The organism is Methanobacterium veterum, from assembly GCF_000745485.1.
Classification (GTDB): Archaea; Methanobacteriota; Methanobacteria; order Methanobacteriales; family Methanobacteriaceae; genus Methanobacterium_D; species Methanobacterium_D veterum.
Window position 1 is genome coordinate 302,903 of record NZ_KN050694.1, and the last position, 23,690, is coordinate 326,592.

Sequence of the window (23,690 nt, forward strand, 5' to 3'; positions counted from 1 at the left end):
AATAAATTAGTTATACTGCTTCTTTCCACTGGCAGTATGAGTGTCTGAAGTCAACAAGACACGCTGAGGCGCAATTTTTACATGCTCTAACTGGAGATGCTGGTGTTTCTTTATGCAGAGCTATTACATTGGTCATTAAGGTTGCAGTCACAGGTTCACTTGTTATAAGGCAGGGGTAATCAGCTAATCTCATTAACGATGAGAATCTTACCGTGATAGCACATCCAGGGTATGTGTACCTTTGAGGGTTCATTATAACTTCATTTTGTTCTACTGGATCTAAATTAACTTTAAATCCTGCAACTTTGGGCTCTAATTTTTTCCCGCTTCCATTTATCATTCTTCGCTCTTCATCCAGAGCTTTCCAGCCTCTGTAGATGGTGTCCATGAAGTCGCAGTTGTGAAGTTCTGCTGCTGCAGGCCTTGTTGGATTCAGCTGCACAAAATTGTGGAACCTTCTTGTCAGCAGTTCAACTACAGTTGGGGCATTAAAACCATCTAGTTCCAATATATATTCTACTGCACATGCTGCAGCACCTGTAGCGACTGATAATATTTGATATTCACTTTTAAAGTCTTTAACACTATTTTTTAGTGTTGATTCCATTACATCAGTTGTGGCTTCTATAATTGCCATTGTTACATCATCTTTGCACATGTTATAAGTTGATTGGGATATATGGTGGGATATATCACCTACACAGTATGCGGGAACGGTTACAATGTTTCCGTAGTGCACGTCATCTTCAACTGCTGCCATCACTGTTTCTTTCATCTTTTTTTTATAATTTGACATGTATTTTCTCACATCAAAAGATTCCTGGCCTAAAGAATCCATAAGTTTTGCCTGGGCTTCAACTGGAGTTTCATAAATTGATTTAACCATTTCAATTTCATTTTTAATGGCTTCAGTTACGGTGATTCCATCTTCTATTTCATTTGCAAAAACTTCTCCAATACCATAAGAGGTGTTCATTCCCCAGGATTTGGCAGCTAAAATGGCTTGTTTATGATTATTCGGTATTTCGGTCCTTTTTAGGATTCTATTTACTATATTACTTGTACTTCCAGGGATCAACGCAAAATCCACAACACATGTCGGCCCATAAAATCCTGCATATCTCCTTACAGAATCAAGCCCTATAATGTCTTCAGACTTTTCAATACTTTCTATAAATTTGTCTACGCTTTTTTTAAAGCTTTCATCTTCTTCGTACAAAATTTCTAATATTGCAGGTGTTTGATAATGCTCTACAAAGGGATCATCTTCAGGCCTTACTGTATCAGTGAGGCTGGTTAGTGTATTGTAGTGTGTGTTAATGGAATCAACATGAAGATTAATTACTGCTTCACTTTGTCCATCAATGGCCTCCATCTTATTTGCTACATCAACATACGCCTTTGTATGTTCCATTTTAAATTCATGTCCTCTATATTTTTTCACAGTATTTACATCTGCTTTTTGAGCCGCCAGGGCTTCATTTATCATTTTTTCATATAGTTCTGACATAATAACACCAATTAATTTATTAACCTTAATAATAGATATATTTTTTTAAATACTAAAGAACCCTAATGAACTATTAAAAATATTCCATTATCCATTTTTTTAAAATTTAAAGGGTTAATTTCAGGCATTATTTTTTTAAGATACAATAATCTTGGAGTTAGATAATTGCCAAAAGTAGTTAAAGATGATATTTAAATTTAATTAAGCTTTTATCACTGTTTTTTAAAATAACCTTTTAAAAGCAATTAATTTAATAAATAGAATTAACATGAATTTATGGGACAGTAAATGATCATTATTGTAGAAAGTAGATTGTGACATTCCATTTATTTTAAGATCTTTACTAACTTTATATAATTAGTTTTAGCGACTTCATGTTTCACTTTCTAATACTTTAAACCAGGAATATGCTTTTAAATTTAGGTGTTTTTAAACATTTGTGAAAAAAGTCATAATTTTTAGTCAAAAAATCTAAACTATTGTGAAGACAATTATATTTATAACTTTAAAATAGTGGAGGTCTGATTAAATGGATAATATTGATGGTATTGATATGGCAAATGATTTTTTAGATGCTGCATATAAGTGCAAACCACATAATTTAGAGCCTTTACTTCAAAAAATTGAATTAAAAATCAAAAACAGTGACCACACTGATAAAACCCTTTTAAGGGCTAAAATGATTGTGACCAGTAAATTAGCGCTTTATTATAGCAAATAATATTTTATCCAGGATTATAGTAGTTCTTCACTTGTGTAATAAGGATTCATATATTCTTATTACATAAATTTGAATATTCAATTTTAAATTCAAAGTTTAAAAGTACTATTTTTATTTAGATATGTAATAAATAACATCAAAATTTTTTAAAATTAGAAATAAAATAAAAATTTTAAAAATTAGCATAAATCAGTCATTACATGTATATTGACAAACTCATTTACTGCTATTTTTACGAATTTCTAATTTTATGATATTTAACTGCAATCTTATCATTTTTGACCATCTAATTGTTAATGAATTTGCAAATAGTATCATGAATTACTTTTAAAATTTAGGGACCTAACAAATATTCTAATAATAAACTAAATCTCATATTTATTAATGGGGAACTACAAAAATTTTTTATTATATTGGGATCATTATTAAAAAATAAAAATTAGTTATGATATAATAAATTATATGAGCAAAGTTGAATTCAGTGTGATGAACATCAAAAGGTGTTTGTGTCCAGAATGTCCTGTCCAGTCAGAGAGTGTATGTGCTGAAGGTAAATGGAGAATAATGCAGGAAATAGCATGGGCAAGTGAAAGTGGAATGTATTTTGAAGCAGATAGAGTCCCTGGAATGTACTGTGCTACTGGAAAGGCATTGTGTAATGATCTTAATCCGAAAAAAATGTGTATATGTGAGAAATGCCCGGTCTGGAAGGAAAATAATTTAAAAGATGGAGAACTAAAGTTTTATTTCTGTCAAAGGGGCGAAAGTTAAGGGTAGTTATATTGAACTAAGATTATAATTTATCTATTTTATGAAGCGCTTCTTTAAATACAGTTTTAATTATATCTCCATTACCCAACATAGCCTTAAGTTCAATACATTAGGCATGCATAAAACAAGTATATTATAATTTATCTATTTTCTGAAGCGCTTCTTTAAATTCACTTTTGTTTATATCTTCATTATTCAACATAGCCTTAAGTTCAAAAGCCAGATTTTTCTTGGTAATTTCTGTGTCTTTACTTAAAAGGCCGTCATATGCTATCTTAATAAGAGGATCATTTTGTGCTAGCTGTTCTAGACCTGTGGATCCATTTTTTTCTACAGGAGAACCGCTTTTTGCATCAACTACTTCCAGGTTACATGCTTTGGCACTGGGATTCCAAGATTGAACTGCTTTAATCTTGACACTTTCCACATTATTATTTATACTCTTTCTAAAAGTATCGAAATTAACTGAATAACTTTCCTGCACGTTCATAGGAACATTATTGAGGGCATGGTTTAAACTGTCAATTAAACTGTACACCCTGCCTCCTTTTTCACCATAAATGTTGCCTGACTTTGGGTAATAAGATGTTATAAATCCACATATCCATTTTTGTTTGTTTTCATGGTCTGTAATTATAATATAAAATTCATTGACATCTGTTTTCTTAATTAATCTCTTTTTTATTTCACCTATGTAAATTTCACCTGTTATTTCTTCTCCAGGTTCAAGTTGATTTAGAAATTTTGTGTTATATTCCTCACTCTTATCCTTACTACCTTTTTGTATCCCCAAATCCAGCATAATAACCACCCAATTGATAATATTAATATGTAAGTTAAATATATTAAAAATATCGGGTAATAAGTCAAATTATTCAGGCTGTTAGGTATAGCACTCGCATACAAATTTATTCAGCTAATTTAAATGAAATGATATTGAATAATGAATTGAATTCAGGCTGCAACTTGTAAATACTCTTCTAATATAAGTAGTAACTTAATTATTTAATCTTTAACCTGATATCTAAAATTTACTGCATTTTACAGAAAAAACTTAAATTATTCAATTTGCCGCATCCCTGATAAATTCAGTAACAGTTAAGATATTGAGATTTTTTTTTGTTATAACTTATAACTAATACTTGTTGTATTTAAATTTAAGATTAAAAAAGAAATTTAATTTCTTATTCAGTTTCTTCGAAGTGTTTAATATTTTCAAGAGGCACTTTTGTCCTTAAAATCTTACATCCAGTATTGCTGTCCTGTACAAGGCCAACACCACTTCCAAATAAACGTTCTAACTCTGTTAAATATGAAACTGGGACATTAAAATCCTTGCTAAGCTCAATATAGATATAAAGATTGATCCTGGTGAACTCTTCAAATGTATCTTCCCTTTGAGCTAACTTTATTATGGGATTTCCTTCTTTTAAATCTACTAAAAGCATGTATATTATATTATCCAGTCTTTCCAACATTGTTAGGCTCCTAATATTTGATTATTAAATTTAATAATTCAAAAGTACTTTGTATTATTATATGGTTTTAAATACAGATATCATTTGCTAAAGTCGTAAATGTAAATTATAGCAAATACCAAATGATGGTGGATTAATTGATCTATAAAAAATGTATTTAAATACTTCAACTTCTAAAAAATCATAATCAATTTTTTGGGTTCAGGAAAAACAGAGTTTTTTCTTCAACATCCAAAAAAAAATCATATATTTTTTGGGCCCCCGAAGACACAGTGTTCGGGGCATGTAAAAATTCTTCGAATTTTTACGGTTGAGGAACGTAGTTTCTCAAACATTGGAAATCTCTGATTTCTGAAGTTTGAAAATGCCAGCATGCAAAAAACTTATTGTTTTTGAAGTAAAATCATCAATTTTGCTAACATTTTTTCAACTCTCCAAAATTTTTTAATTTTCATTAATCTCAAATTTATTAAGTTTAAAAAGTTACATTACTCGCTATAAAAACCTTTATATAGTTGTTCTTAAAGTATTTAAATAAAAAGAGTTTTATTGTATTAACAGAAACCTATTTTGGTGATTATTATGAAAGATAACGAAATTAAATCAATTGCAGTAAGAGTTTTCAATAATTTAAAAAGTGTTGAAGTTGCAAAAAATCCAGACGCGTCAGAAGAAGTAGGAATGGATGTAAGAGAAATGTTGCTTGGATTCGACACCAAAGAATCAATAGGCGACGCCTTAAAATTAATCAGTGAAAAAATGGATACTGATAATGATATGGAAGCTGAAGATCTTGCAGTTGTCATAACCAGAACCCCTATAATGACTGCAAATGGTCAATGGTTCATTGAAATGGACGCAGATGACTTTGTTCATTATTTTACTGAATAAATTCTAGAATTTAATTAAAAGAGGCGCAATGTCTCTATAATTCTATTCTTTTTAGATTGATAATAATCTATTCCATTTAAAGAAAGATAAAATTTTTTTAACTTTTTTGTATTTTTTATTGATTAAATATGAACTTAATTTTAATTACAGGTTAAAGTTAACGACTGAATAATTAAGGCTCCACGCTATTAGATGAGTATTACAAGTTGCAGCCTGAATTTGATTTATTGTTCCATTAACTCATTTAAAATGAAAAAAATTGTAAAATTAGTAAATTGTTAGTATAGCATCTTGGATCTGTATATTCTCCAGTAATATTGTGCTGCAGTTAATTTTGTTTTTTTGTAATCTATAGTAGTTGGTGGGACAAAATCACTGTCTGTCCAGTCTCTAATTTTAACTGTTGATTTTGTAACCTTTGCAATTGTTATAACTTCGTGCCAGGCTAAGTGATATTTTCCCTTGTTGTTGTATTTGTAGTAAATTAAGGCTTTTGTTTTTAAAAAATCATTATTATACTGGTAAGTTTTCCATACCATTTTCATCTTTGAATTATCAAGCCAGAAGTAATGAGTGCCATGATCTACTATTTTCACTGCTGATGCAGGCTGAACGCATTGAAAAGCTACAAATACCATAAACAGAACACTTAACATCAAATATATGTTTTTGTTCATTTTTTAACCTCCTTCAATTTTAACTTTCAAATATGTAACTTATTTTTAAGTTACAATTAAAAAGTAACATTTTATATATATAAAGTTTTGCTAAAATAGGATTAATCATATATAAAGGTAGAAATTTTGAAATTAGATCAATTACAACATTTAAAAGCATTTGAGATACTTATTAATTACATAAAACTGTATTTATTAGGTTAATTCTAAGAATAAGGGCATGATCATGTACCTTAACCTGAATCACTGATCTGGTTAATAACAGCCTGGTGCATCCTCCTTATAAATTCAATTCTTTCTTCGTATTTTAAAACATCAAGATAGCACTGTGCAACAAGGTTAAATGAAAATGGTGAGGGGATTACAGTATTTATCTGTTTTATCTCAAGCTGCCCGCTTTCAATCATTTTTAAAACTCGTTTCGCATTTTTAAGATCCATAAAGTCTTCTATAACTTCTCTTCTTGCTTCTTTAAGTATTGAAAAGTTTTCATCAAGTTCCTTGACAAAATTTAACAGTATTTTACCTTTAATATGCTGTCTGGACACGCTTTTTTGTTTTCCTTTATAATGCCTTAAGATCATCAGTGCTCTTCCAGCACAATGTCTGAACCTTCCAGCCAAAGTTTCAGTTTTATCAATTGCTTTAATTAAAATATCTTCAATATTTTCAGAGGTAAGTTCATTAAATGATTCTAAACCCCCTATTTTACCTTCTGAACTTAAATAAAACCCATTGTCTGAAATTGAAATCATGATATCTCGTTTATACTTTTTAGCCAGTATGTAAGCTACAGCACGGGATAATGCATCATTGACTCTTCTTCCAAAGCAGGTATGGAAAACTACGAATTTTCTGTTTCCAAAACCTTTGTAATGCTCTATAAGAAGCTTTTTATTGCTTGGGATCACTGCGTAAAGGTACTGTTCCCTGAAGTATTCATAAATTGAATTTGCAGCATTGTAATCAACATAGAGAAATTCGTGGATGAAATCCATAATTTCTTCTTTGCTTCGTCCGTATTGAAATTTACCTTCCATCAATGCCCTGAACCGTTGAATTTCGAGTGCGAGATCAAATGAAAGAGGCAGCTGTTCTGAAAACCATGAGGGGATACTTGGAGGTCCTGAAGAGGGAGTAACATTTAAAGTCATTCCCCTTGCATAATTAAAACGGTATATTTTTCCTCCCAAGACGAAAGTGTCCCCTTTTTGAAGTTTTTCCATGAAATCTTCTTCCACATGCCCAACTACCTGGCCAGCGCATTTGACCCTTGCAGAGGACCTATCTGGAATTGTACCTATGTTAGTTGAATAGAGCATCCTGGCTAATTTTCCCCTCTTTCCAAACATGTTAGTGTCATAATCAGCCCATATCTTAGCATATACATATCTATCCTCCAGATCTGTGTATTCTCCAGCTAAGTAACTTAAAACACTTAAATAATCATTTATTGTTAGATTTCTATAGCAGTAGCTTCTTTTAACCAGGTCATATGCTGTATCAATGTCCTGTTTACTTTCTATTGCCATTCCATAGATATGTTGTGCTAAAACATCTAGACAGTTTTCTGGAATGTGTATTTCATCTATTTTCCCTTCAATTGCATTTTTCAGTATCAATGAACATTCCACGAGGTCATCCCTATCTACAACAATGATCCTCCCTTTGGATTTTTCATGTAACTTGTGTCCACTTCTCCCTATACGCTGTAATGCCCTTGAAACAGATTTAGGAGAACTTACAAGTATAACCAGATCTATGTACCCTATATCTATCCCCAGTTCCAGAGATGTGGAGGATACAACTACTTTCAATTCCCCATCTTTCAATTTATCTTCAGTTTGGAGGCGCAGTTCCTTTGAAAGTGAAGAGTGATGGGTCATAATATTACTGTCATCATACCTGTTTTTAAATCTCTTTTTAAGGTTAAAAACAACACTCTCTGTACCGCTCCTCGTATTTGTAAATACTAAAGTAGTTTTATGGCTCTGTATCAGTTCATCTAGAAGTTTATAAGTTGCATTGTTCATTTCTTCTGGATCTGAGTTTATGATATCATCAACAGGACATAAAACTTTCATATCAAGTCTTTTTAAGTAATTTACATCTACAATCTTACAGTCCCTAACTTCGCCGTCTTGAGACCCTACCAGATAGTGGGCTACTTTTTCAAGGGGAGAAACAGTTGCACTTAGTCCAATCCTTGTGAAGTTACCTGCCAGATTCTGCAGCCTCTCTAAAGTCAGACTAAGATGTACTCCTCTTTTATTGTCTGCAAGTGAGTGAATTTCATCTATTATGACATATCCAACGTCTTTTATTTTTTCTCTAAATTTGGGAGCACAGAGAAGGATTGAAAGTGTTTCTGGGGTTGTAATCAATATGTGCGGTGGCTTTTTAAGCATTTTTGTCCGTTCATATTGAGTTGTATCACCAGTGCGAACAGCTTTTCTAATTCCAAGTTCTTTTCCTGCAATCTTTTCAATTTCACGTAAAGGTTCATCGATATTTTTTTCTATATCATTATCGAGTGCCTTTAATGGAGAAATATAAATACAATATACCTTATCCTCAATCTGATCCATGTCCGAAAGCATGGTTAACTGGCTTATAATTGAAAGAAACGCCGTAAGTGTTTTCCCAGATCCGGTAGGTGAGGAAATAAGTATGTTGTTACCCTTGTGTACATCCATAATGGAAAGCTTTTGAGATTCTGTAAATCCATCAAACTTGTTTTTAAACCATTCTTTGACCCATGGATGTAATAATTTATAAATTTCAGTGTCTTTGTAAATTTTTTCCTGTCTTTTTATCATTTTTATCCTTGTTGACTTTAATTTACTAATTTTGAGATAAAATATATCAGTTATAATATTTTATGAATTATATGTTACTATTTTTTTTCAATACTTAATTTTAAGTTAAACTGGTAAAAAATAACGATCTACTCTAATTTCAGTGTCTTTATAAATCTTTTCCTGTCTTTTTATCATTTTAATCCTTTTGACCTTAATTTACTCAAAATAAGAATTAATTAAGCATTAATTCATTCTTATTTTATAATTAATTTGGTTATATTTTTATATTCAATAAATTTTTTATCTTCCCAAAATTCATGACTTCAAAGTTTTCAACCGCAAACACTTCAAAATCAGCTAAAGAAACATCTTTTAGAAATGGAGAAATAGTTTTTTGCTGCAGGCAGTCGGAACCCTCAGTTATAAAGTTAAAAGAAGGCATTACTATAAACTTCTTGTCATTTACTTTCCCCTTTAAGAAACATTTTACTTTTTCTACCCTTTCTCCGCTTCTAAGTCCAATACTTGGGTGTTCATGGCCAATAATTACAGTATTTTCTTCAATTTTCTCAAAACCTTGGGGTATTTTATCGCCGTGCATTATGATGTAATTTTCTACTGAGTAATTTTCATATACATCTAGATCGCACTTTTCAGCTATAAACCCTGTAAAATTGTCATGATTTCCTTTAATTAGAATTATTTCATCAAAATTTTCCTTAAGAAATGTAATGAAGTCCATAACTTCATCCCATTCCTGTTTGCTGATTTTACCAAATTCATGTTTTAAATCGCCGTTAACTATAATTTTACTGGCATTTGAAGCGCCTATTATTTCTTTAAGTCTAGCTATAATTTTTTTATATTGAAATCTGGGGATCATAAAGCCTTCTCTATTTAAAGCGTATTCGTAACCCAGATGGATGTCTGATATGATTAAACAGTCTTTAATAAGCAGAGCTGAGTCAACAATTTCTGCACCATATATTTCATTAGTTTTCATGTAAATCTTTGATATTTTGATCCTGATTTTAAAAAAAATATTTTTTTTGGCATTCTATGAATATATTAAAAATAATTGATAAGTACATTAACTTGTATAATGAAGTAAATATATTTTACTACATATATACCACGTATCTCAAAACTATTAATTTTCGCTCATGTATATTATCAAGTGTCTGGTTTATACTTCATTAACGTATTTACTGGTTAATTTAGGTTGAAATTGTTTAAAAAAATTCCATTTATTTAGCCAATACATAATAATTTAGTAACAGTTGCGCAATACTCCAAGCGTTAATTTTAATAAATTTTGACCTCATTTAAATAACTATGCTGTGCATATATCAAGAATTTAATATAAATTGTAAAGATCATAACTAATCACATACCGCAGATTATATAACTAATTTTTATAGGCAAGACATTTTTAAAGGTGAATAACATAATTTATTTAAATTATAGATGGAATAAATTTTAATTGATTACAGCTGAGTGGTTTAAACCTTATTGTGATTAAATAAAATGAATATGTACTATTTAATAATTTACTATAAATAAAGGTGATTTATATGGCGAGTGAAATTGATACCCTCATAAAAAATTTAAAAGATGGCGATGTAGAAAGGCGAAAGGAAGCAGCAGAAGAAATTGGTAAATCAGGAGATTCAAATGGAATTGAACCTCTTATTGAAGCTTTCAACGATGAAAGCCCTACAGTTAGGTTCCAAGCCGCTAAATCTCTTGGGGAAATAGGGAATCCTGCGATAGATCCATTAATAGAAGCTTTAAAAAATGATAACGAAGGAAAAATAAAAAAATACATCACCCTTGCACTTAAAGACATTGGTGATGTCAGCGTTGTTGATACTTTAATTGATGTTTTAAATGATGACGACTTTGCGGTTCGAAAATTTGCTGCAAAGGCTTTAGGGGAAATAGGGGATAAAAAAGCTCTGGAACCTCTTGTTGAATCATTAACCGATGAAGATTGGGGTGTTAAAGTAGCTACACTTAAAGCCCTTGGTGATCTTGGTGATGAAAGAGCTATAGATCCAATTAAAAAAGCAAGAAGGGCTGCTACTGGAGATAAAGACCTTAAAAAAGTTGCAAACAAAGCTTTAAAGAAGATAGGTAAATAATTTTACTTAAATTATTTTTTTTAACCATGATATTTTCTGCGGATTAAGTTCCGTCTTTTTTTCTAATTTTTTTAAAAATGTTACCCATGATACTGCCCTTTTCAAGCTCCTTGATAACATTATCCTTTTCCTGAACCACACCCCAGAGCAGCTCGTGACTTTTCTTTAGTTTATCATATTCATCTTTGGTTAATTCAACTTCATTTATTTTGAGCCTCAAAGATTCTTTTTCAAGGGTGCGTAAATCAGTTAATCTTTTAACTTCTCTTTCAAGCTCTTTATTTACGGTTTTTAACTTATTATACTGATTATAAATAGCATTAAGTTCTTCTATATCTTTATTGAGCATTTCAATTTCAGCTTGATAGCCGTCATTAATCTTTTTAATGTCTAACTGAAGTTCTTCTATCTGTACTTCGTGTAAATCATTGAGATTTTTTATTTTTTGATCCTGTTCCATCAATTCCTGATCTTTGCAGGATAACAGTTCTTTTAAATTAAGAATTTCTTGATCTTTTTCGTTTAATGACTGTTTCAGTTCATTAATACTAGAATTTACATCCTGTGAACCATTAAATTCCTGCTCGAAATCTGCTTTACTTAAAATTACAATATCTTCAACATTTTCAAAATCAGTACCTTCTATCTGCTCTTTTTTAACAGGTATCATATACCTTCGAGTAATCTTTTTACTACCATCTTCAGACTTTGCCTTTGATGTTCTTTCATATTTTTTAAGTTTGCAGTATAAAACAGGGATATTTTTCATTGGATGTGAATATATTAACTTCTAATATATAACTTTTGAGTTATTTTAGATTAAACTGATTAAATACAGTGATAATATAGTGAATTAAGTAACTTTTTAAACACTTAATTTTAGATATATCCGAAAATCGTAGATTTTCGAGTGCTATACATTTTTCTACGCCTGAGGAAATTTATTTCCTCGGCCACAAAAACCTCTGGTTTTTGTAGGCGTAAAAAAATCGCAGATTTTCTTTAAGCTTTTGACAGATAAATTTAGATTGAATATATTGAAGGAAATTCATTCTGATTTTCCTGAACCGCAAAAATATTTTCAATATTTTTGGAGGTTTAAACCATGTAAATACATTTTTTTAGATCAATTAATCTAAATTTTGGTAATTCACTATAAATTATTTAGATATAAACATACTATATAAAAAGATATGAAAACTGATCCAGAAAAAATCAGGATTTATTCATCTAAAACTGGAAAAGTAGAACTGATGGAAAAAGTAGAAAAAACTGATGACGAGTGGAAAGAAATACTTACTCCCCAGCAGTTTGATGTAGCACGGAAAAAAGGCACTGAGCTGGCGTTTACTGGAAAATATCACGATTGTCATGAAGATGGAATCTACAAGTGCGTGTGCTGTGAAATTGATTTGTTTGACTCCAAAACAAAATTTGAATCAGGAACTGGTTGGCCCAGCTTCTGGGAACCTATCGCAGAAGAAAATGTGAAAACAGAAACAGATGAAAGCTATAACATGATTCGAACTGAAGTTTTATGTGCCCTTTGTGACGCTCATCTGGGCCATGTTTTTGATGACGGCCCTCCGCCAACAGGAAAAAGATACTGTATGAATTCAGCATCTTTAAAATTTGTTAAAAGATAAATCCCTATTTTTATTTTATTTTTTTATTAAACTGTAGATATCTTCACGTCTGCCATTTAATAAGGGTAATTCTTCACGTATTTCTTTAACCCTTGATAAGTTTATATCAGCATAAATTACTTCTTCTTTCTCACCAGCTCTAGCTAAAACCTTGCCCCATGGATCAGCAACCATTGAATTACCATATGCAACATATGAAAGTTTTTCATTTCTAGCTGGCGATACAGCAGCTACATAAAGCTGATTATCGATTGCTCTTCCCCTAATTAAAGTTTCCCAGTGTGCAGGGCCAGTGGTCATGTTGAATGCTCCAGGTATGACAATTAGTTCTGCCCCTTTTAATGCCATAAGTCTTGAAAGTTCAGGGAATCTTATATCATAACATATTGCTACTCCAATTTTGCAGAGTTCAGTATCAATAACGGTTATTTGATTTCCTGCACTTAATGTCTCTGATTCTTTAAATCTAATTTTTTCAGGAATATCAATATCAAAAAGGTGCATTTTTCTGTGAGATCCAATTATGTCTCCATTTCTATTAAATATAAAACTGGAATTGTATAATTTGTCCCCATCTAATTCCGGTATTGAACCTGCTATGATATAAATATTTAAGTCTTTTACAGCTTTAGAAATTGATTTAAGCGTTTTACTGTTTTTCTTTTCTTCTGCATATTCTGTGAACTTATCGTTATCATAGGGGCAATTGAACATTTCAGGTAAGATTACCAGATCACTCTTAGTTAGAGCTGCAGTCTTAATCATATCTAAAGCATTCTTTATATTAGAATCTTTATTATCAATGACTTTCATCTGGCATAAAGCAAGTTTAAACTGGTTTTTCATTTAATCACTGACTTATTTTTTTAAAAAATTCTAATAATTGGGGTTATGATGACTGTTTTATCATATCTATCCAGAAATCTTCAAGGCTTTTTAAAACTTTAATAAAGCTATCCAGATTTGCAGGTTTGGTTATAAAAGAATTAGCATAGTTATATGTTTCAGAAATATCTTCAGGAGCACTGGATGTGGTTAAAATTATAACTGGAATAGATTTTAAATTTTCATCTTCCTTTATTTCTACAAGGACTTCGCGGCCATCTTTGCGCGGTAGATTAAGATCAAGCAACACCAGATCTGGCCGAGGAGCATTTTTATACTCTCCTTTCTTATGTAAAAAATCCATAGCTGCTATGCCATCGTTTACAACATGCATTTTATTCAGTGTTGTAAAATCCTTAAATATTTCATTTATTAAGCGTACATCAGCCGCATTATCTTCAACCAATAAAATTTCCACATAGTCGCCTAACAGTTGTACTCCCCCTTGCACTTTTTTATACTTCAATACTGATATACTTTATTAACACTATATCAGTTTATTAATAATAAGTTTAGAATTTTTTATGTATGGTTATTAAACTGGAAATTAAATTTACTGGAGGTAATGGTATGAATAATCGGGATTTGGAGAATAAAAGTAGTTTAGAAAGTTCATCAAAGGAGTTAAGGAAATTTAAAGAAATTGAATCAACTGTTGATAATTATATACTTGAAATTAAAAATTCAGGTGATTTAACTAATGTTTTTCAATTTACTAAAGAAATGGCCAATATAATTATTTTTTTAGCAGAAAACGATAGGAAAGGTACATTATTCAATTTTGTAACGGATTATCTAGAGAAGATGATAGATAAAGGTAAAATAATCAGACAGGAAAAGGGGTTATAAAAAGTTTTAAAATATAAAATGAAATATATCTAGATTTAATTCAATCATTATGTGGAAAAAAAATAAGATTTAAAAAATAGTTTAATCAGTCATTTAATCCCATTAAATAAGAATAATCGTTAGGTTTATACCCTACGACTACTTTATCTCCAATTTTTACAAAAGGAAATCCATTAGCACCATATTCACGCATTTCTTCCAGTATTTTTGTACGCTCTTTATCATCTGCTAAATCAAAATCCGTATATTCAAAAGGTATTTTATGATCTTTAAAGAATTCTTTTGTCTTTTTACACCATGGACAGGTGCTTAAAGTATACATTTTGACTTTTTCCATAATTTTACCTCCAGTATTATTTATTTAAATCAATTTTAGGGAGGGCATATAAATATAAAAACTCCATATGATTGTTTTAATTCTATGTTTATTTTATTATTTAATATATGATATTTATTATTTATGTTAGGTGTCAAATTGAAAAACTTTTATCTTCAGCTGCATTATCCAAAAAAACGGATTATTTATCTAAAAAATTAAATTATAAGCTTTATTAAGCTGAATTATCTAAAAAAACAGGTCATCTATTTAAAAAATTAAAACAGGCATCAATTAATCTATTTGAATTGGAATAAACGTCAGAATTTTTTTCCCACTCTGGAATCTCGTAGACAAATACAGGAGTTCCTGTAGCCGTTATTGGGCTGTCAACATCATTAATTGATGTACTTTCTGCTTTTTCATCTGTGTTTCTTGGATAATAATTGAAATCAGGCAAGATATCTTTGATAGCCTCTGCGAGATTAACTGATTTTGAGTCCATAGTGGGTGTGGCTATATAATATCCATTACCGTAGCCATATTTATGATTATGGCAAATTATCACCAGATCATAATCTGACTTTTTAATATCCGGGACCACATACTGAGCAACAAGCCCTTCACCATTATAACGACCTATGGTATAATCATTTGGGCTGCTGGTAACGTTTATCACATAATTTACAATTTGGACGTTATGTTTGCCCACATATGATTTTATGACCTTAGGTACAACTGTTTTAGCAGAGATTTCCCGAGGATGCATCCCTGTTATGATAGCTATTTTAGGGCCAGATGAACCATAATTAGAGTAAACATCTTTAGTTACATATCCTTTGCTATTTGAACCTAAAAAGGAATGATCAGGAGTTATCGAACTGTGCAAACCTAATAAATTTGAGAAAATATTGTTTGGAATTATTATTAAAGAGGTTAAAATGCATAAAACAGCTAAAATAAAGAGTATTTTACCTAAACTGGTTTTTCTCTTAGTCACATTTTCTTCTGGATATTGGTAATAGTCGTAGATATCCTCAACTAATATTAGGTCTCCACCACATACGCTGCATGAGTTTAAACTGCAGAAGACTGAATTTTTTTGACCATTAGATCCCAGATTTTGAATACAGTCTTCATACTCACTTTCTTCAAGTTTATAATATCCATTGCACTTCTTGCATATTAAATAATAATCAGGCACTATTTTTTATTTATTGGAAGTTATTTTTATATTTTTCAGGAAATTGAGAAATTTTAAAGGGCTTAAAATTCAGCATTATCCAAATAATCAAAAATATCAGGTTTAGGTAGTAAAATAATTGAATTAGTCTGACATATTATTTTTTTTAGGGATTTAATTAATTTAAACTCATTTTTTAAGCATTTAGGCTCTAAAATAAACATTAAAAGTATTAAAACTTTAGCATAACCTCTTAATAAGGTTTATACCCTTTAAAGTGATATTTTAAATATCGGAGGAATATTTTTTGGAACACAGATTAAACTGGATTATATTTACTCTGGCTCTTGGAATGTTTTTATGGTCATTTAGTGCAGGTATTGTAAACATTTCATTGCCTACCATCTCCCAATATTTAGATATAAGTACCGATATGGTTTCATTAATAATAATTATTCATCTTATTACACTTATAAGCTTTTTACTCGTTTTTGGACGTATAGGTGATATTACAGGTTATAAAAAAATTTTTGTAATGGGAATTTCCATATTTACTATTGGATCCTATTTTTGTGGTATATCTCTCGATTTTTTTTCATTAATCATATTTAGGATAATACAGGGCATAGGATCTGCAATGCTGCTTTCTATGGTGCCTGCAATTATATCAACAGTATTTCCTCCTAGAATGAGGGGAAAAGTTTTTGGTTATATTTCGCTCACCACAACCCTTGGCCTTTCATCAGGATATGGGGTAGGGGGATACGTAACACAATATATGGGATGGAACTGGATTTTTTTAATGGTCGTGCCCGTGGGTATAATTGCAACTATTTTTGCTGTTAAAGTACTCCCTTCACAGAAAACAAGAGTCCAAAATGTTAAATTTGATGTTATTGGCTCTCTATTAATAGGTTTAACTATTTTAACATTTATTATGCCTTTTAACATAGGAGAAAGTCTTGGATGGGGGTTACCATCTATAGTTATAACTTTTGTTATATCCCTGATCCTGGGAATTACTTTTGTTATATGGGAATTAAAACATCCTGAGCCTCTACTAGATCTTTCCATTTTAAAAAATGTTTATATTACTCTTTCCCTTCTTGCAGGATTTATAGCAACTCTTGTCCTTACTGGAACAATTTATCTTCTACCCTTCTATCTTGAACTTATTATGGGTTATTCTTCAGATTTTGCAGGTCTTATAATTTTGATTCCATCTCTTGTAGTTATTTTTATAGGACCTTTATCTGGATATATCTCTGATAACTTTGGATCACGTATACCAACTATTATTGCATGTATAACACTTATCATGGCTATTATTCTATTATATCGTTTAAATCAAACCGTAGGAATACTATTTATATTCGCTGCGCTTGGAATAAGGGCACTTTCAGAGGGTATGTTTACCCCCGCAAACAACAAAACAGTGATGAGCCACAGTCCCAAAGAAAAAGTAGGTTCTGTTTCCAGTCTTTTAAATACAGCTAGATATATGGGTCTTGTAATGGGAATTGTTGTTTTTAATGAAATATTCGTTACTACAATAAGTAATGAAATCACTGATCTAATAGGAGTCCCTTCTACTGGTGCATTTCAATTCAGTGCTCCTGTTGGAATTCTTTTAAATGGATTTCAAAATGCATTCATTCTGGGCATAGCAATGAGCGTTTTAATTCTTATATTCAGTATATTAACAAAAGAAAACAAGGATTATGAAGAAGATGAAGACTACTTAGTGGACTTAGACTCATTTAAAAAATATAAAGAAGGGTTACCATAGATATGAATCTTTTCTATTTTTATAAATTCAGATCTTTAGGAGATAAAAGAATTTAAAAGTATAAAATTAAAGGGCCTTTAAAAAGCGTGAACTTAAAAACCTGATGATTTAGTAGGCCAGAAATTAAAATTAAAATAAGATACGTTTGATACATTATTCTTTATGTAGCCTAACTGCTTTTGAATATCTATAAACTTAAAGACACTTTTCTTAAATTCATTAGAAGACGGTGTATTAAATGCAACATTTTTTAACGATTGTTTTTCAATTTGAACACTTGTACCAAGCTTTTGGGAGACAATCAACGCAGTTTCATCATTATGTGAATTTACATAGTTAGTTGCTTCTACATGTACCTTTAGAAATTTTCTTAAAGCACCGGGTTGATCTGTTATAAAGCTGTCTGTAGCTATTACAACACAACATGGGAAATTTTTCCAGTTATCCTTTTTGGAATAAGTAAGTATTTCTCCATCACCCTCTACACTTGCAACAGATACATAAGGTTCCCATGCTACATATCCATCAAATTTTTTAAATAGTAAAGATCTTGGCATAAATGGTACTTCTGATTCAGTTATATTTACTTCATTTCTGCTAATATTATATTGGGACAACCAGTAAGTCAATAAAACATCCTGTACTGAGTTTACTTTAGGTATTGCTATACTTTTACCTTTTAAATCAGAGATATTAGTTATATTTGTATTATTTCCTACTACTATCCCACTTCCTTCCTGATTTACAGATGCAACGATTTTAATGGGCGTTCCATTATTTATGGCCAGTGTTACAGGAGCAATTCCACAATAACCAATATCTATTTTGCCCAAATTGGCTGCATTTATAAGATCTGGGCCTGATCTAAAGGGGACTAAACTGACTACTAATCCTTCTTTTTCAAACATATTCTTTGCATTTGCTACAAATAGTGCAGAATCATGATCACTTTGTAGATATCCAACAACAATGGTTTTCTGTGAAGTTACAATGTAATTATAGGTCCCATATGCAGTTGCTGCAACTAAGAAAATGATTATTAAAGCCCATATCTTTTTATTCATGGTTATGGCTTTGATATTAAAATATATTATATTTACGCAGGAGCAGGAAGAATTAATATAAAATTAATAGTTTTTGTTATTTACAGGAGTCTATATGCCTTGAAATATAAATATCTTGAAACTTAAATTACCCTATCTATTTCTGCATCCCAAATTTCAGGATTTCTTTTAATGAATTCCTTCATAATATCTTTACATTCTTTTAAATCTAAATTAATTAATTCAACACCGTTCTCTTTTAAATAATCTTCCGGTCCCTTAAGTGTTTTATTTTCTCCCATTACAACCTTTGGAATTTTATAAAGTAATATTGTTCCAGAACACATTTCACATGGGGATAAAGTGGTATAAAGTATGCAGCTTTTATAATCTTCTCCTTTTAGTTTTCCAGCATTTTCAATACAGTCCATTTCTCCATGCAAAATTGAAGAGTCTTTCTGCAGCAATCTGTTATGTCCCCTACTGATTATCTCACCATTCTTAACTAAAACAGCACCAATTGGAATTCCATCTTCTTTCAAGCTCTTTTTTGCTTCTATAATTGCTTCATTCATGAATTTATGATCCTTTTCCATTATCAAGAACTCATCTCCATAAAGAGTAATTATTAGTATTTCTCTAATTTATTTTTTGATTTAATACTATTTTAATAATGTTATACTTGCACTTATTATTGTGAAAATAAGCACATTAATCTTTATCATCGATAAATGATTGTGAGTACAAGTAGTTATGTAAGATTATTAATCTAATGTTAGGTGGAAGAATGGCGAGAGTAATAGTAGTGGCTTCAGGAAAAGGAGGGGTCGGAAAGACAACCATAGCAGCTAATCTTGGAATAGCTCTGTCTCTTCAGGGAGAAGAAGTTGTAGTCCTTGATTTAGATGTTGCAATGGCTAATTTAGAATTGATTCTAGGTTTAGAAAATCAACCAGTGACCTTACAGGATGTCCTGGCCGGAAGAGATATGATACATAATGCAATATATGAAGGCCCAGGCGGAGTAAAAATTGTTCCTGCAGGACTCTCACTTTACGGTCTTAAAGACATGAAACTAGAAAGACTTGAAGAAGTCTTGGAAACACTTACCGAAGATATAGATATACTACTTATAGATGCACCCGGCGGGCTTGAAAGGGATGCACTGGCAGCACTACAGGTTTCAAATGAACTGGTTCTTGTTACAACTCCAGAAATTACTTCTTTAAGTGATGCTTTAAAGACAAAAATTGTTGCAGAGAAAATAGGAATGGATATACTTGGGGTGGTTATTAACAAAGAAAGAAGTGGTAAAGAATTTTTAACTCCTGATGAGATCCAGACTATCCTTAACATACCCGTAATTGCAATCATTCCAGAAGATAAAGAATTAAATATAGCATCTGCATCAGGAAATTCGATTTTAGAAAAAAATCCCAAATCAAATACATCAAAGTTAATTTTAGGGCTTGCTTCAAGAGTTATTGGAAAATACAGCCTTGAAAATGATTTATCAAGTAAAGGAATTGTTTCTAAATTTTTCCAGACTGTTTTCAGCAAATATTTAAATGTAAACAAATCTTAATTTTTTATAATTTTTCTTTTTGATTTTTTATTAGATCACTATCTTTTCTAGATGTTTTTTAGATATATGGGGCCCTCTTTGTACAAAAATTGGATATTAAAACCTTTAATTAAACAAAAGGATTATATATTTTATTACTAATTTATATTAAGGGAGGCATAGTGGCACTTCAAACCACCTTCATGTCAACTCTATCTATGCCTCCCAATTAATTTGATAATACAACTATTTACGTTTTTATTGTATTTACATTATTAAATACAAAAATTGAAAAACATGTGAAAAAAATAGTGTTTAAAAATCAACTTGAATCCCTAAAAAGGGGCAAAATAGCATTATTAATCCAGTAATCTTTAAAAACTTCCATATCTTTACTAAAATCATCAAAATTTGTAGATTTGATTATGTAAGCATTGGCATAATGTTCATATGACTCCAGTATATCCTTATCATCATTAGAATTTGTTAAAACAATTACTGGAATATGTTTTAATTGATTATCTGTTTTAATTTCTTTAAGTAGTTCACGCCCATCTTTACCAGGTAAATTTAAATCTAATAAAATTAAAGAAGGTGTTTTACAATTTTTATACTCGTCTTTTTTATGTAAATAATTTATAGCATTTAATCCGTCTTCAATCTGAGTAATATGAATATTACTTGCATTTTTGTCTAAGATTTTAGCTATTAATTTTGATTCATCTGTATTATCTTCGATCAATAATATTTCAGTAAGTCCCATTGTATTCATACATTATCCCTCCTAATTTTATTAATTTAAGTATATTTTAGCCCTTGTTACTAATTTATATACTTATTATGTCATAACAAATTTCTGGATTTTAATTAATCCTTTAAAACATGTGTTAATTCCTATATTTAAATTTATAATAATTTAATAAGTTACCATCATTTATTTGCTTAAATCTACCATTTGTAACAGAATAAATTAATTATTGCAAATAATTGATCAGTAATACGCGTAATTGATCCTTTAAAAACAATTTAAAAGCATTTAAAAGTATTTTATGGAGTTAATTTAATTATTAAATTATTAAATCTTGTTTATTAATAGAATAACCAATTTAAATAATAAAATAAGTATCGGAGTAATTATTAAATACAATAAGATACTAACTGATCTCTGTATTAAAAATGGAGATAAATAAATGGATATTAAAGCAAATGACGAACCAGTTAACATTTTATTAATTGAAGACAATAATATGGATATAAGGATGATAAAGGAAATATTCAAAGAATTTAAAACAAAGACAAAAATAAATTCAATTACAAACGGTATTGAAGCTTTAAAATATCTAAATAAAAAAGAAAAATATCAAAATGAAGCAGATCCTGATTTAATAATACTTGATTTAAATATTCCACTAATTGATGGGTTTAAAGTTTTAAAAGAAATAAAAACCAATGGTAAATTAAAAGATTTACCTGTAATTATTTTAACTACATCACATAATCCAGAAGACTTTTTAAAAGCATGTAAACTACAAGCTAATTGCTTTATGATTAAACCATTATGTTTTGATGAGTATAATATACTCTTACATCATATTGAAAAGTATTGGCTAAATTTTTGAAAAAAAATAATCAAATAATAAAAATGGATTGAAATGTCAAATAAAATCAATAATAGGAATTGTTTATTGGTGGCAATTGTAGCTTTAAGTGGATGCACTTCTAATTCAGAACAAAATATATCAAAAGATGATACAGAAACAGTAAATACAACCCACTCAAATACAGAAAACGTTAATACAACTCAATCCAAAACATCTGCAAAACATTAAATGCCCTACTGTGGACGTACGATATGTTTAGACCATCATACCCAAGTTAAAATTAGGGGAAGATGTACATTGAGGCCGTTGTAAGTTTAGAAAATCCGGATACATTTGTACCTTATGATAGATATGGAAGTAAAAATTTAATGTTTTATAGGGCTTCTGAAAATGGTAAAGAGTATTTAAAATGTTTAGATTGTGGATGGACTATAGATGATAGTCAATATTAATTAATTAAAAAATAAATTTCTTTTCTATTTAATTGGTAGATTCATCTGCTGTTTTTTTAAGTTAATTTAAAATAAATTAATAATTTAGAAAAATTAGATTGAATAAAAGATTCTGAATTAAAAGAAATATGTAATTAGAGATTATAAATCTCGGATTGGATATTTTTTGAAATTAGATTGTCTTGAAACTTATTATATTCTTTAAATGTATTTTAAGTTTTTATTCATGATAAAATCTATATTTAAGGAATAAGAAATTGGATTTATTTGGTTTAGGGGCAATAATTCAATTTCAACCATTTAAAGTTAATTTCCTTTGAGATATTTAATAATTAACTTTCAGTTACTGGAATTTTCCAGAGGTAGCCCACCTTTTTTGGTTTTTCCTGTTTGTTTCCTCTAGATTTCTTTTTTTTCACGTGAGCTTCGCTGCCTTCCCATGTTCCAACTGTTTCATCAAGGTATTTAGCAATTTTTTCACTATATTTTCTTGTTCCAATAGTGTAATTATCAGCTTCATTTCGGATATAGCTGATTCCATCACCTTCTTCTTCCATTACCTTAGATATTTTCATTAATTTCTCATAAAACTTTGCAGATACCATGCTTTTTCTCCTCTTTTTTATTTTAATGAAGTGGATATTTTTTTTTATCCAGCTGCATTTCCATACATACAATTATAATTCTGTCTTTTATCCATTAAAAATGTTATATTTCGTTATTATTATTTTAGACATCATTACATCACTTTAGAATGTAAATACTTAAAATGTTAATTATTTGCAATATCTTAACTGTACTTGTAAAATTTTCCAGATTAGCGCCTTAAATTATACTAAATATATTTAATATGGTTAAAATGTCTTTTTCTATGTTTAAAACGAAAATTTAAATTTATTTAGAAACAGGAATTATGGAAAGTAACATAATTATATCTATGGAAAAGAATATACTAGTGCTCTAACAGATAATATAAATAAGCCCAGTATGATTTTTAATTTAAAGTTAGTAAGACCTAGGGCGAGCATGGAGAAATAAGGACAATTAAAGGGGTAATATTATGGTAAACACAGATGTTGGAAACAATTTTGAAATTAGTCATTGTCCAAGATGTGATACCAGAAAATTAGGCATTATTGGACTTGATGAATACAATCAGGTCTTAGTATTTAGATGTAATAAATGTGGAGAAGAATTCACAAGACCTGTAGAAAAAATTGTATCTAATACTCTTTAGATAAACAAATAAAATATTAGTAATTCCCATTTAAGAAAATATTTAATTTATTAGATAGTAAATTCTTTCAATAATTTGATTTTTAATATTTAACTAAACAAAGGAAATATAAGTTAAGTATAATTAATTCGC

27 protein-coding genes are annotated in these 23,690 nt (G+C 29.9%); 12 read left to right on the top strand and 15 right to left on the bottom strand.

The features are described 5' to 3' along the window. Positions 1-10 precede the first annotated feature (10 nt). Positions 11-1,510 (bottom strand): DUF2193 domain-containing protein, encoded by a 1,500-nt coding sequence (locus tag EJ01_RS15305; protein ID WP_048082583.1) that lies wholly within the window; start codon positions 1,508-1,510, stop codon positions 11-13. A 529-nt stretch (positions 1,511-2,039) separates the two neighbouring features. Here EJ01_RS15305 and EJ01_RS15310 point away from each other — a divergent pair. Further along, positions 2,040-2,231 (top strand): hypothetical protein, encoded by a 192-nt coding sequence (locus tag EJ01_RS15310; protein WP_048082584.1) that lies wholly within the window; start codon positions 2,040-2,042, stop codon positions 2,229-2,231. Positions 2,232-2,717: 486 nt separating this feature from the next. Continuing rightward, the gene (locus EJ01_RS15315; RefSeq protein ID WP_245611237.1) at positions 2,718-3,002 is read left to right on the top strand and encodes a DUF2769 domain-containing protein; all 285 of its coding nucleotides are present in this window, start codon (positions 2,718-2,720) and stop codon (positions 3,000-3,002) included. A 133-nt stretch (positions 3,003-3,135) separates the two neighbouring features. Here the strand turns inward: EJ01_RS15315 and EJ01_RS15320 are convergent, their stop codons facing one another. Both EJ01_RS15320 and EJ01_RS15325 read right to left on the bottom strand, forming a co-directional pair. After that, positions 3,136-3,804 carry a hypothetical protein gene (locus EJ01_RS15320; protein ID WP_048082586.1) on the bottom strand — a complete coding sequence of 223 codons (669 nt, stop codon included), beginning with the start codon at positions 3,802-3,804 and terminating at the stop codon, positions 3,136-3,138. Positions 3,805-4,186: 382 nt separating this feature from the next. Continuing rightward, positions 4,187-4,480 carry a hypothetical protein gene (locus tag EJ01_RS15325; RefSeq protein ID WP_048082587.1) on the bottom strand — a complete coding sequence of 98 codons (294 nt, stop codon included), beginning with the start codon at positions 4,478-4,480 and terminating at the stop codon, positions 4,187-4,189. Between the two features lie 582 nt (positions 4,481-5,062). Between EJ01_RS15325 and EJ01_RS15330 the strand changes: the two genes are divergently transcribed. Then, positions 5,063-5,371 (top strand): hypothetical protein, encoded by a 309-nt coding sequence (locus tag EJ01_RS15330; RefSeq protein WP_048082588.1) that lies wholly within the window; start codon positions 5,063-5,065, stop codon positions 5,369-5,371. A gap of 278 nt (positions 5,372-5,649) precedes the next feature. Here the strand turns inward: EJ01_RS15330 and EJ01_RS15335 are convergent, their stop codons facing one another. The 3 genes from EJ01_RS15335 to EJ01_RS15345 form a co-directional block, all read right to left on the bottom strand. Beyond that, a complete protein-coding gene (locus tag EJ01_RS15335; protein ID WP_048082589.1) occupies positions 5,650-6,048 on the bottom strand; it encodes a hypothetical protein in 399 nt (132 codons plus the stop codon). 233 nt (positions 6,049-6,281) lie between these two features. Beyond that, entirely contained in the window at positions 6,282-8,867 is a 2,586-nt protein-coding gene (locus tag EJ01_RS15340) for an ATP-dependent helicase (RefSeq protein WP_048082590.1), read from the bottom strand. Between the two features lie 256 nt (positions 8,868-9,123). Then, positions 9,124-9,852, bottom strand: coding sequence for a metallophosphoesterase (locus EJ01_RS15345; RefSeq protein ID WP_048082591.1), 729 nt, complete (start codon positions 9,850-9,852; stop codon positions 9,124-9,126). A gap of 571 nt (positions 9,853-10,423) precedes the next feature. On the opposite strand from EJ01_RS15345, the gene EJ01_RS15350 reads away from it, so the two are divergent. Then, positions 10,424-10,993: a HEAT repeat domain-containing protein gene (locus tag EJ01_RS15350; protein WP_048082592.1), complete on the top strand. Its 570-nt coding sequence runs from the start codon at positions 10,424-10,426 to the stop codon at positions 10,991-10,993. Between the two features lie 43 nt (positions 10,994-11,036). Here EJ01_RS15350 and EJ01_RS15355 read toward each other — a convergent pair whose 3' ends face one another. After that, positions 11,037-11,762, bottom strand: coding sequence for a hypothetical protein (locus EJ01_RS15355; RefSeq protein WP_048082593.1), 726 nt, complete (start codon positions 11,760-11,762; stop codon positions 11,037-11,039). Between the two features lie 424 nt (positions 11,763-12,186). Between EJ01_RS15355 and msrB the strand changes: the two genes are divergently transcribed. Then, a complete protein-coding gene (gene msrB, locus EJ01_RS15360; protein WP_048082594.1) occupies positions 12,187-12,639 on the top strand; it encodes a peptide-methionine (R)-S-oxide reductase MsrB in 453 nt (150 codons plus the stop codon). A 15-nt stretch (positions 12,640-12,654) separates the two neighbouring features. On the opposite strand, the gene EJ01_RS15365 is transcribed toward msrB, so the two are convergent. After that, on the bottom strand, positions 12,655-13,485 hold the full coding sequence (locus tag EJ01_RS15365; RefSeq protein WP_048082595.1) for a carbon-nitrogen hydrolase family protein: 831 nt from the start codon (positions 13,483-13,485) through the stop codon (positions 12,655-12,657). A gap of 43 nt (positions 13,486-13,528) precedes the next feature. Then, a complete protein-coding gene (locus EJ01_RS15370) occupies positions 13,529-13,942 on the bottom strand; it encodes a response regulator (RefSeq protein ID WP_048082596.1) in 414 nt (137 codons plus the stop codon). A 152-nt stretch (positions 13,943-14,094) separates the two neighbouring features. On the opposite strand from EJ01_RS15370, the gene EJ01_RS15375 reads away from it, so the two are divergent. After that, a complete protein-coding gene (locus EJ01_RS15375; RefSeq protein WP_048082597.1) occupies positions 14,095-14,373 on the top strand; it encodes a hypothetical protein in 279 nt (92 codons plus the stop codon). 85 nt (positions 14,374-14,458) lie between these two features. Here the strand turns inward: EJ01_RS15375 and EJ01_RS15380 are convergent, their stop codons facing one another. Both EJ01_RS15380 and EJ01_RS15385 read right to left on the bottom strand, forming a co-directional pair. After that, on the bottom strand, positions 14,459-14,710 hold the full coding sequence (locus EJ01_RS15380; RefSeq protein WP_048082598.1) for a glutaredoxin family protein: 252 nt from the start codon (positions 14,708-14,710) through the stop codon (positions 14,459-14,461). A 241-nt stretch (positions 14,711-14,951) separates the two neighbouring features. Next, positions 14,952-15,893, bottom strand: a complete 942-nt coding sequence (locus EJ01_RS15385) for a hypothetical protein (RefSeq protein WP_084689249.1) — start codon at positions 15,891-15,893, stop codon at positions 14,952-14,954. A 286-nt stretch (positions 15,894-16,179) separates the two neighbouring features. Between EJ01_RS15385 and EJ01_RS15390 the strand changes: the two genes are divergently transcribed. Beyond that, positions 16,180-17,661 carry an MFS transporter gene (locus EJ01_RS15390; protein ID WP_048082599.1) on the top strand — a complete coding sequence of 494 codons (1,482 nt, stop codon included), beginning with the start codon at positions 16,180-16,182 and terminating at the stop codon, positions 17,659-17,661. Positions 17,662-17,753: 92 nt separating this feature from the next. On the opposite strand, the gene EJ01_RS15395 is transcribed toward EJ01_RS15390, so the two are convergent. Both EJ01_RS15395 and EJ01_RS15400 read right to left on the bottom strand, forming a co-directional pair. Further along, on the bottom strand, positions 17,754-18,725 hold the full coding sequence (locus EJ01_RS15395; RefSeq protein ID WP_052376278.1) for an ABC transporter substrate-binding protein: 972 nt from the start codon (positions 18,723-18,725) through the stop codon (positions 17,754-17,756). A gap of 122 nt (positions 18,726-18,847) precedes the next feature. Then, the gene (locus EJ01_RS15400; RefSeq protein ID WP_048082777.1) at positions 18,848-19,300 is read right to left on the bottom strand and encodes a nucleoside deaminase; all 453 of its coding nucleotides are present in this window, start codon (positions 19,298-19,300) and stop codon (positions 18,848-18,850) included. Between the two features lie 191 nt (positions 19,301-19,491). Here EJ01_RS15400 and minD point away from each other — a divergent pair, with 191 nt between their 5' ends. Continuing rightward, positions 19,492-20,289 (top strand): cell division ATPase MinD, encoded by a 798-nt coding sequence (minD, locus tag EJ01_RS15405; RefSeq protein ID WP_048082600.1) that lies wholly within the window; start codon positions 19,492-19,494, stop codon positions 20,287-20,289. A gap of 301 nt (positions 20,290-20,590) precedes the next feature. Here the strand turns inward: minD and EJ01_RS15410 are convergent, their stop codons facing one another. After that, entirely contained in the window at positions 20,591-21,040 is a 450-nt protein-coding gene (locus EJ01_RS15410; RefSeq protein WP_048082601.1) for a response regulator, read from the bottom strand. Between the two features lie 418 nt (positions 21,041-21,458). On the opposite strand from EJ01_RS15410, the gene EJ01_RS15415 reads away from it, so the two are divergent. The 3 genes from EJ01_RS15415 to EJ01_RS17425 all read left to right on the top strand — a co-directional run bounded on the left by EJ01_RS15415 (position 21,459) and on the right by EJ01_RS17425 (position 22,321). Continuing rightward, positions 21,459-21,887, top strand: a complete 429-nt coding sequence (locus EJ01_RS15415) for a response regulator (protein ID WP_048082602.1) — start codon at positions 21,459-21,461, stop codon at positions 21,885-21,887. Between the two features lie 33 nt (positions 21,888-21,920). Next, complete coding sequence (locus tag EJ01_RS17420) at positions 21,921-22,097, top strand: hypothetical protein (protein ID WP_157197654.1); 177 nt, start codon at positions 21,921-21,923, stop codon at positions 22,095-22,097. A gap of 62 nt (positions 22,098-22,159) precedes the next feature. Then, complete coding sequence (locus EJ01_RS17425; protein ID WP_157197655.1) at positions 22,160-22,321, top strand: hypothetical protein; 162 nt, start codon at positions 22,160-22,162, stop codon at positions 22,319-22,321. A 332-nt stretch (positions 22,322-22,653) separates the two neighbouring features. On the opposite strand, the gene EJ01_RS15420 is transcribed toward EJ01_RS17425, so the two are convergent. Continuing rightward, the gene (locus EJ01_RS15420; RefSeq protein ID WP_048082603.1) at positions 22,654-22,926 is read right to left on the bottom strand and encodes a hypothetical protein; all 273 of its coding nucleotides are present in this window, start codon (positions 22,924-22,926) and stop codon (positions 22,654-22,656) included. A 455-nt stretch (positions 22,927-23,381) separates the two neighbouring features. On the opposite strand from EJ01_RS15420, the gene EJ01_RS17430 reads away from it, so the two are divergent. Beyond that, positions 23,382-23,558, top strand: coding sequence for a hypothetical protein (locus EJ01_RS17430; RefSeq protein WP_157197656.1), 177 nt, complete (start codon positions 23,382-23,384; stop codon positions 23,556-23,558). Positions 23,559-23,690: the final 132 nt, after the last annotated feature.

Bases quoted from the DNA above. Each gene is read 5' to 3' on its own strand.
- EJ01_RS15315 (WP_245611237.1), top strand. From the start codon at position 2,718: ATGAACATCAAAAGGTGTTTGTGTCCAGAATGTCCTGTCCAGTCAGAG.
- EJ01_RS15340 (WP_048082590.1), bottom strand. From the start codon at position 8,867: ATGATAAAAAGACAGGAAAAAATTTACAAAGACACTGAAATTTATAAA.
- EJ01_RS15330 (WP_048082588.1), top strand. From the start codon at position 5,063: ATGAAAGATAACGAAATTAAATCAATTGCAGTAAGAGTTTTCAATAAT.
- EJ01_RS15355 (WP_048082593.1), bottom strand. From the start codon at position 11,762: ATGAAAAATATCCCTGTTTTATACTGCAAACTTAAAAAATATGAAAGA.
- EJ01_RS15310 (WP_048082584.1), top strand. From the start codon at position 2,040: ATGGATAATATTGATGGTATTGATATGGCAAATGATTTTTTAGATGCT.
- EJ01_RS15415 (WP_048082602.1), top strand. From the start codon at position 21,459: ATGGATATTAAAGCAAATGACGAACCAGTTAACATTTTATTAATTGAA.
- EJ01_RS15375 (WP_048082597.1), top strand. From the start codon at position 14,095: ATGAATAATCGGGATTTGGAGAATAAAAGTAGTTTAGAAAGTTCATCA.
- EJ01_RS15335 (WP_048082589.1), bottom strand. From the start codon at position 6,048: ATGAACAAAAACATATATTTGATGTTAAGTGTTCTGTTTATGGTATTT.
- EJ01_RS15320 (WP_048082586.1), bottom strand. From the start codon at position 3,804: ATGCTGGATTTGGGGATACAAAAAGGTAGTAAGGATAAGAGTGAGGAA.
- EJ01_RS17425 (WP_157197655.1), top strand. From the start codon at position 22,160: ATGTACATTGAGGCCGTTGTAAGTTTAGAAAATCCGGATACATTTGTA.
- EJ01_RS15410 (WP_048082601.1), bottom strand. From the start codon at position 21,040: ATGAATACAATGGGACTTACTGAAATATTATTGATCGAAGATAATACA.
- EJ01_RS15365 (WP_048082595.1), bottom strand. From the start codon at position 13,485: ATGAAAAACCAGTTTAAACTTGCTTTATGCCAGATGAAAGTCATTGAT.
- EJ01_RS15345 (WP_048082591.1), bottom strand. From the start codon at position 9,852: ATGAAAACTAATGAAATATATGGTGCAGAAATTGTTGACTCAGCTCTG.
- minD (WP_048082600.1), top strand. From the start codon at position 19,492: ATGGCGAGAGTAATAGTAGTGGCTTCAGGAAAAGGAGGGGTCGGAAAG.
- EJ01_RS15380 (WP_048082598.1), bottom strand. From the start codon at position 14,710: ATGGAAAAAGTCAAAATGTATACTTTAAGCACCTGTCCATGGTGTAAA.
- EJ01_RS15325 (WP_048082587.1), bottom strand. From the start codon at position 4,480: ATGTTGGAAAGACTGGATAATATAATATACATGCTTTTAGTAGATTTA.
- EJ01_RS15305 (WP_048082583.1), bottom strand. From the start codon at position 1,510: ATGTCAGAACTATATGAAAAAATGATAAATGAAGCCCTGGCGGCTCAA.
- EJ01_RS15420 (WP_048082603.1), bottom strand. From the start codon at position 22,926: ATGGTATCTGCAAAGTTTTATGAGAAATTAATGAAAATATCTAAGGTA.
- EJ01_RS15395 (WP_052376278.1), bottom strand. From the start codon at position 18,725: ATGAATAAAAAGATATGGGCTTTAATAATCATTTTCTTAGTTGCAGCA.
- EJ01_RS17430 (WP_157197656.1), top strand. From the start codon at position 23,382: ATGGTAAACACAGATGTTGGAAACAATTTTGAAATTAGTCATTGTCCA.
- EJ01_RS15400 (WP_048082777.1), bottom strand. From the start codon at position 19,300: ATGGAAAAGGATCATAAATTCATGAATGAAGCAATTATAGAAGCAAAA.
- EJ01_RS15350 (WP_048082592.1), top strand. From the start codon at position 10,424: ATGGCGAGTGAAATTGATACCCTCATAAAAAATTTAAAAGATGGCGAT.
- msrB (WP_048082594.1), top strand. From the start codon at position 12,187: ATGAAAACTGATCCAGAAAAAATCAGGATTTATTCATCTAAAACTGGA.
- EJ01_RS17420 (WP_157197654.1), top strand. From the start codon at position 21,921: ATGTCAAATAAAATCAATAATAGGAATTGTTTATTGGTGGCAATTGTA.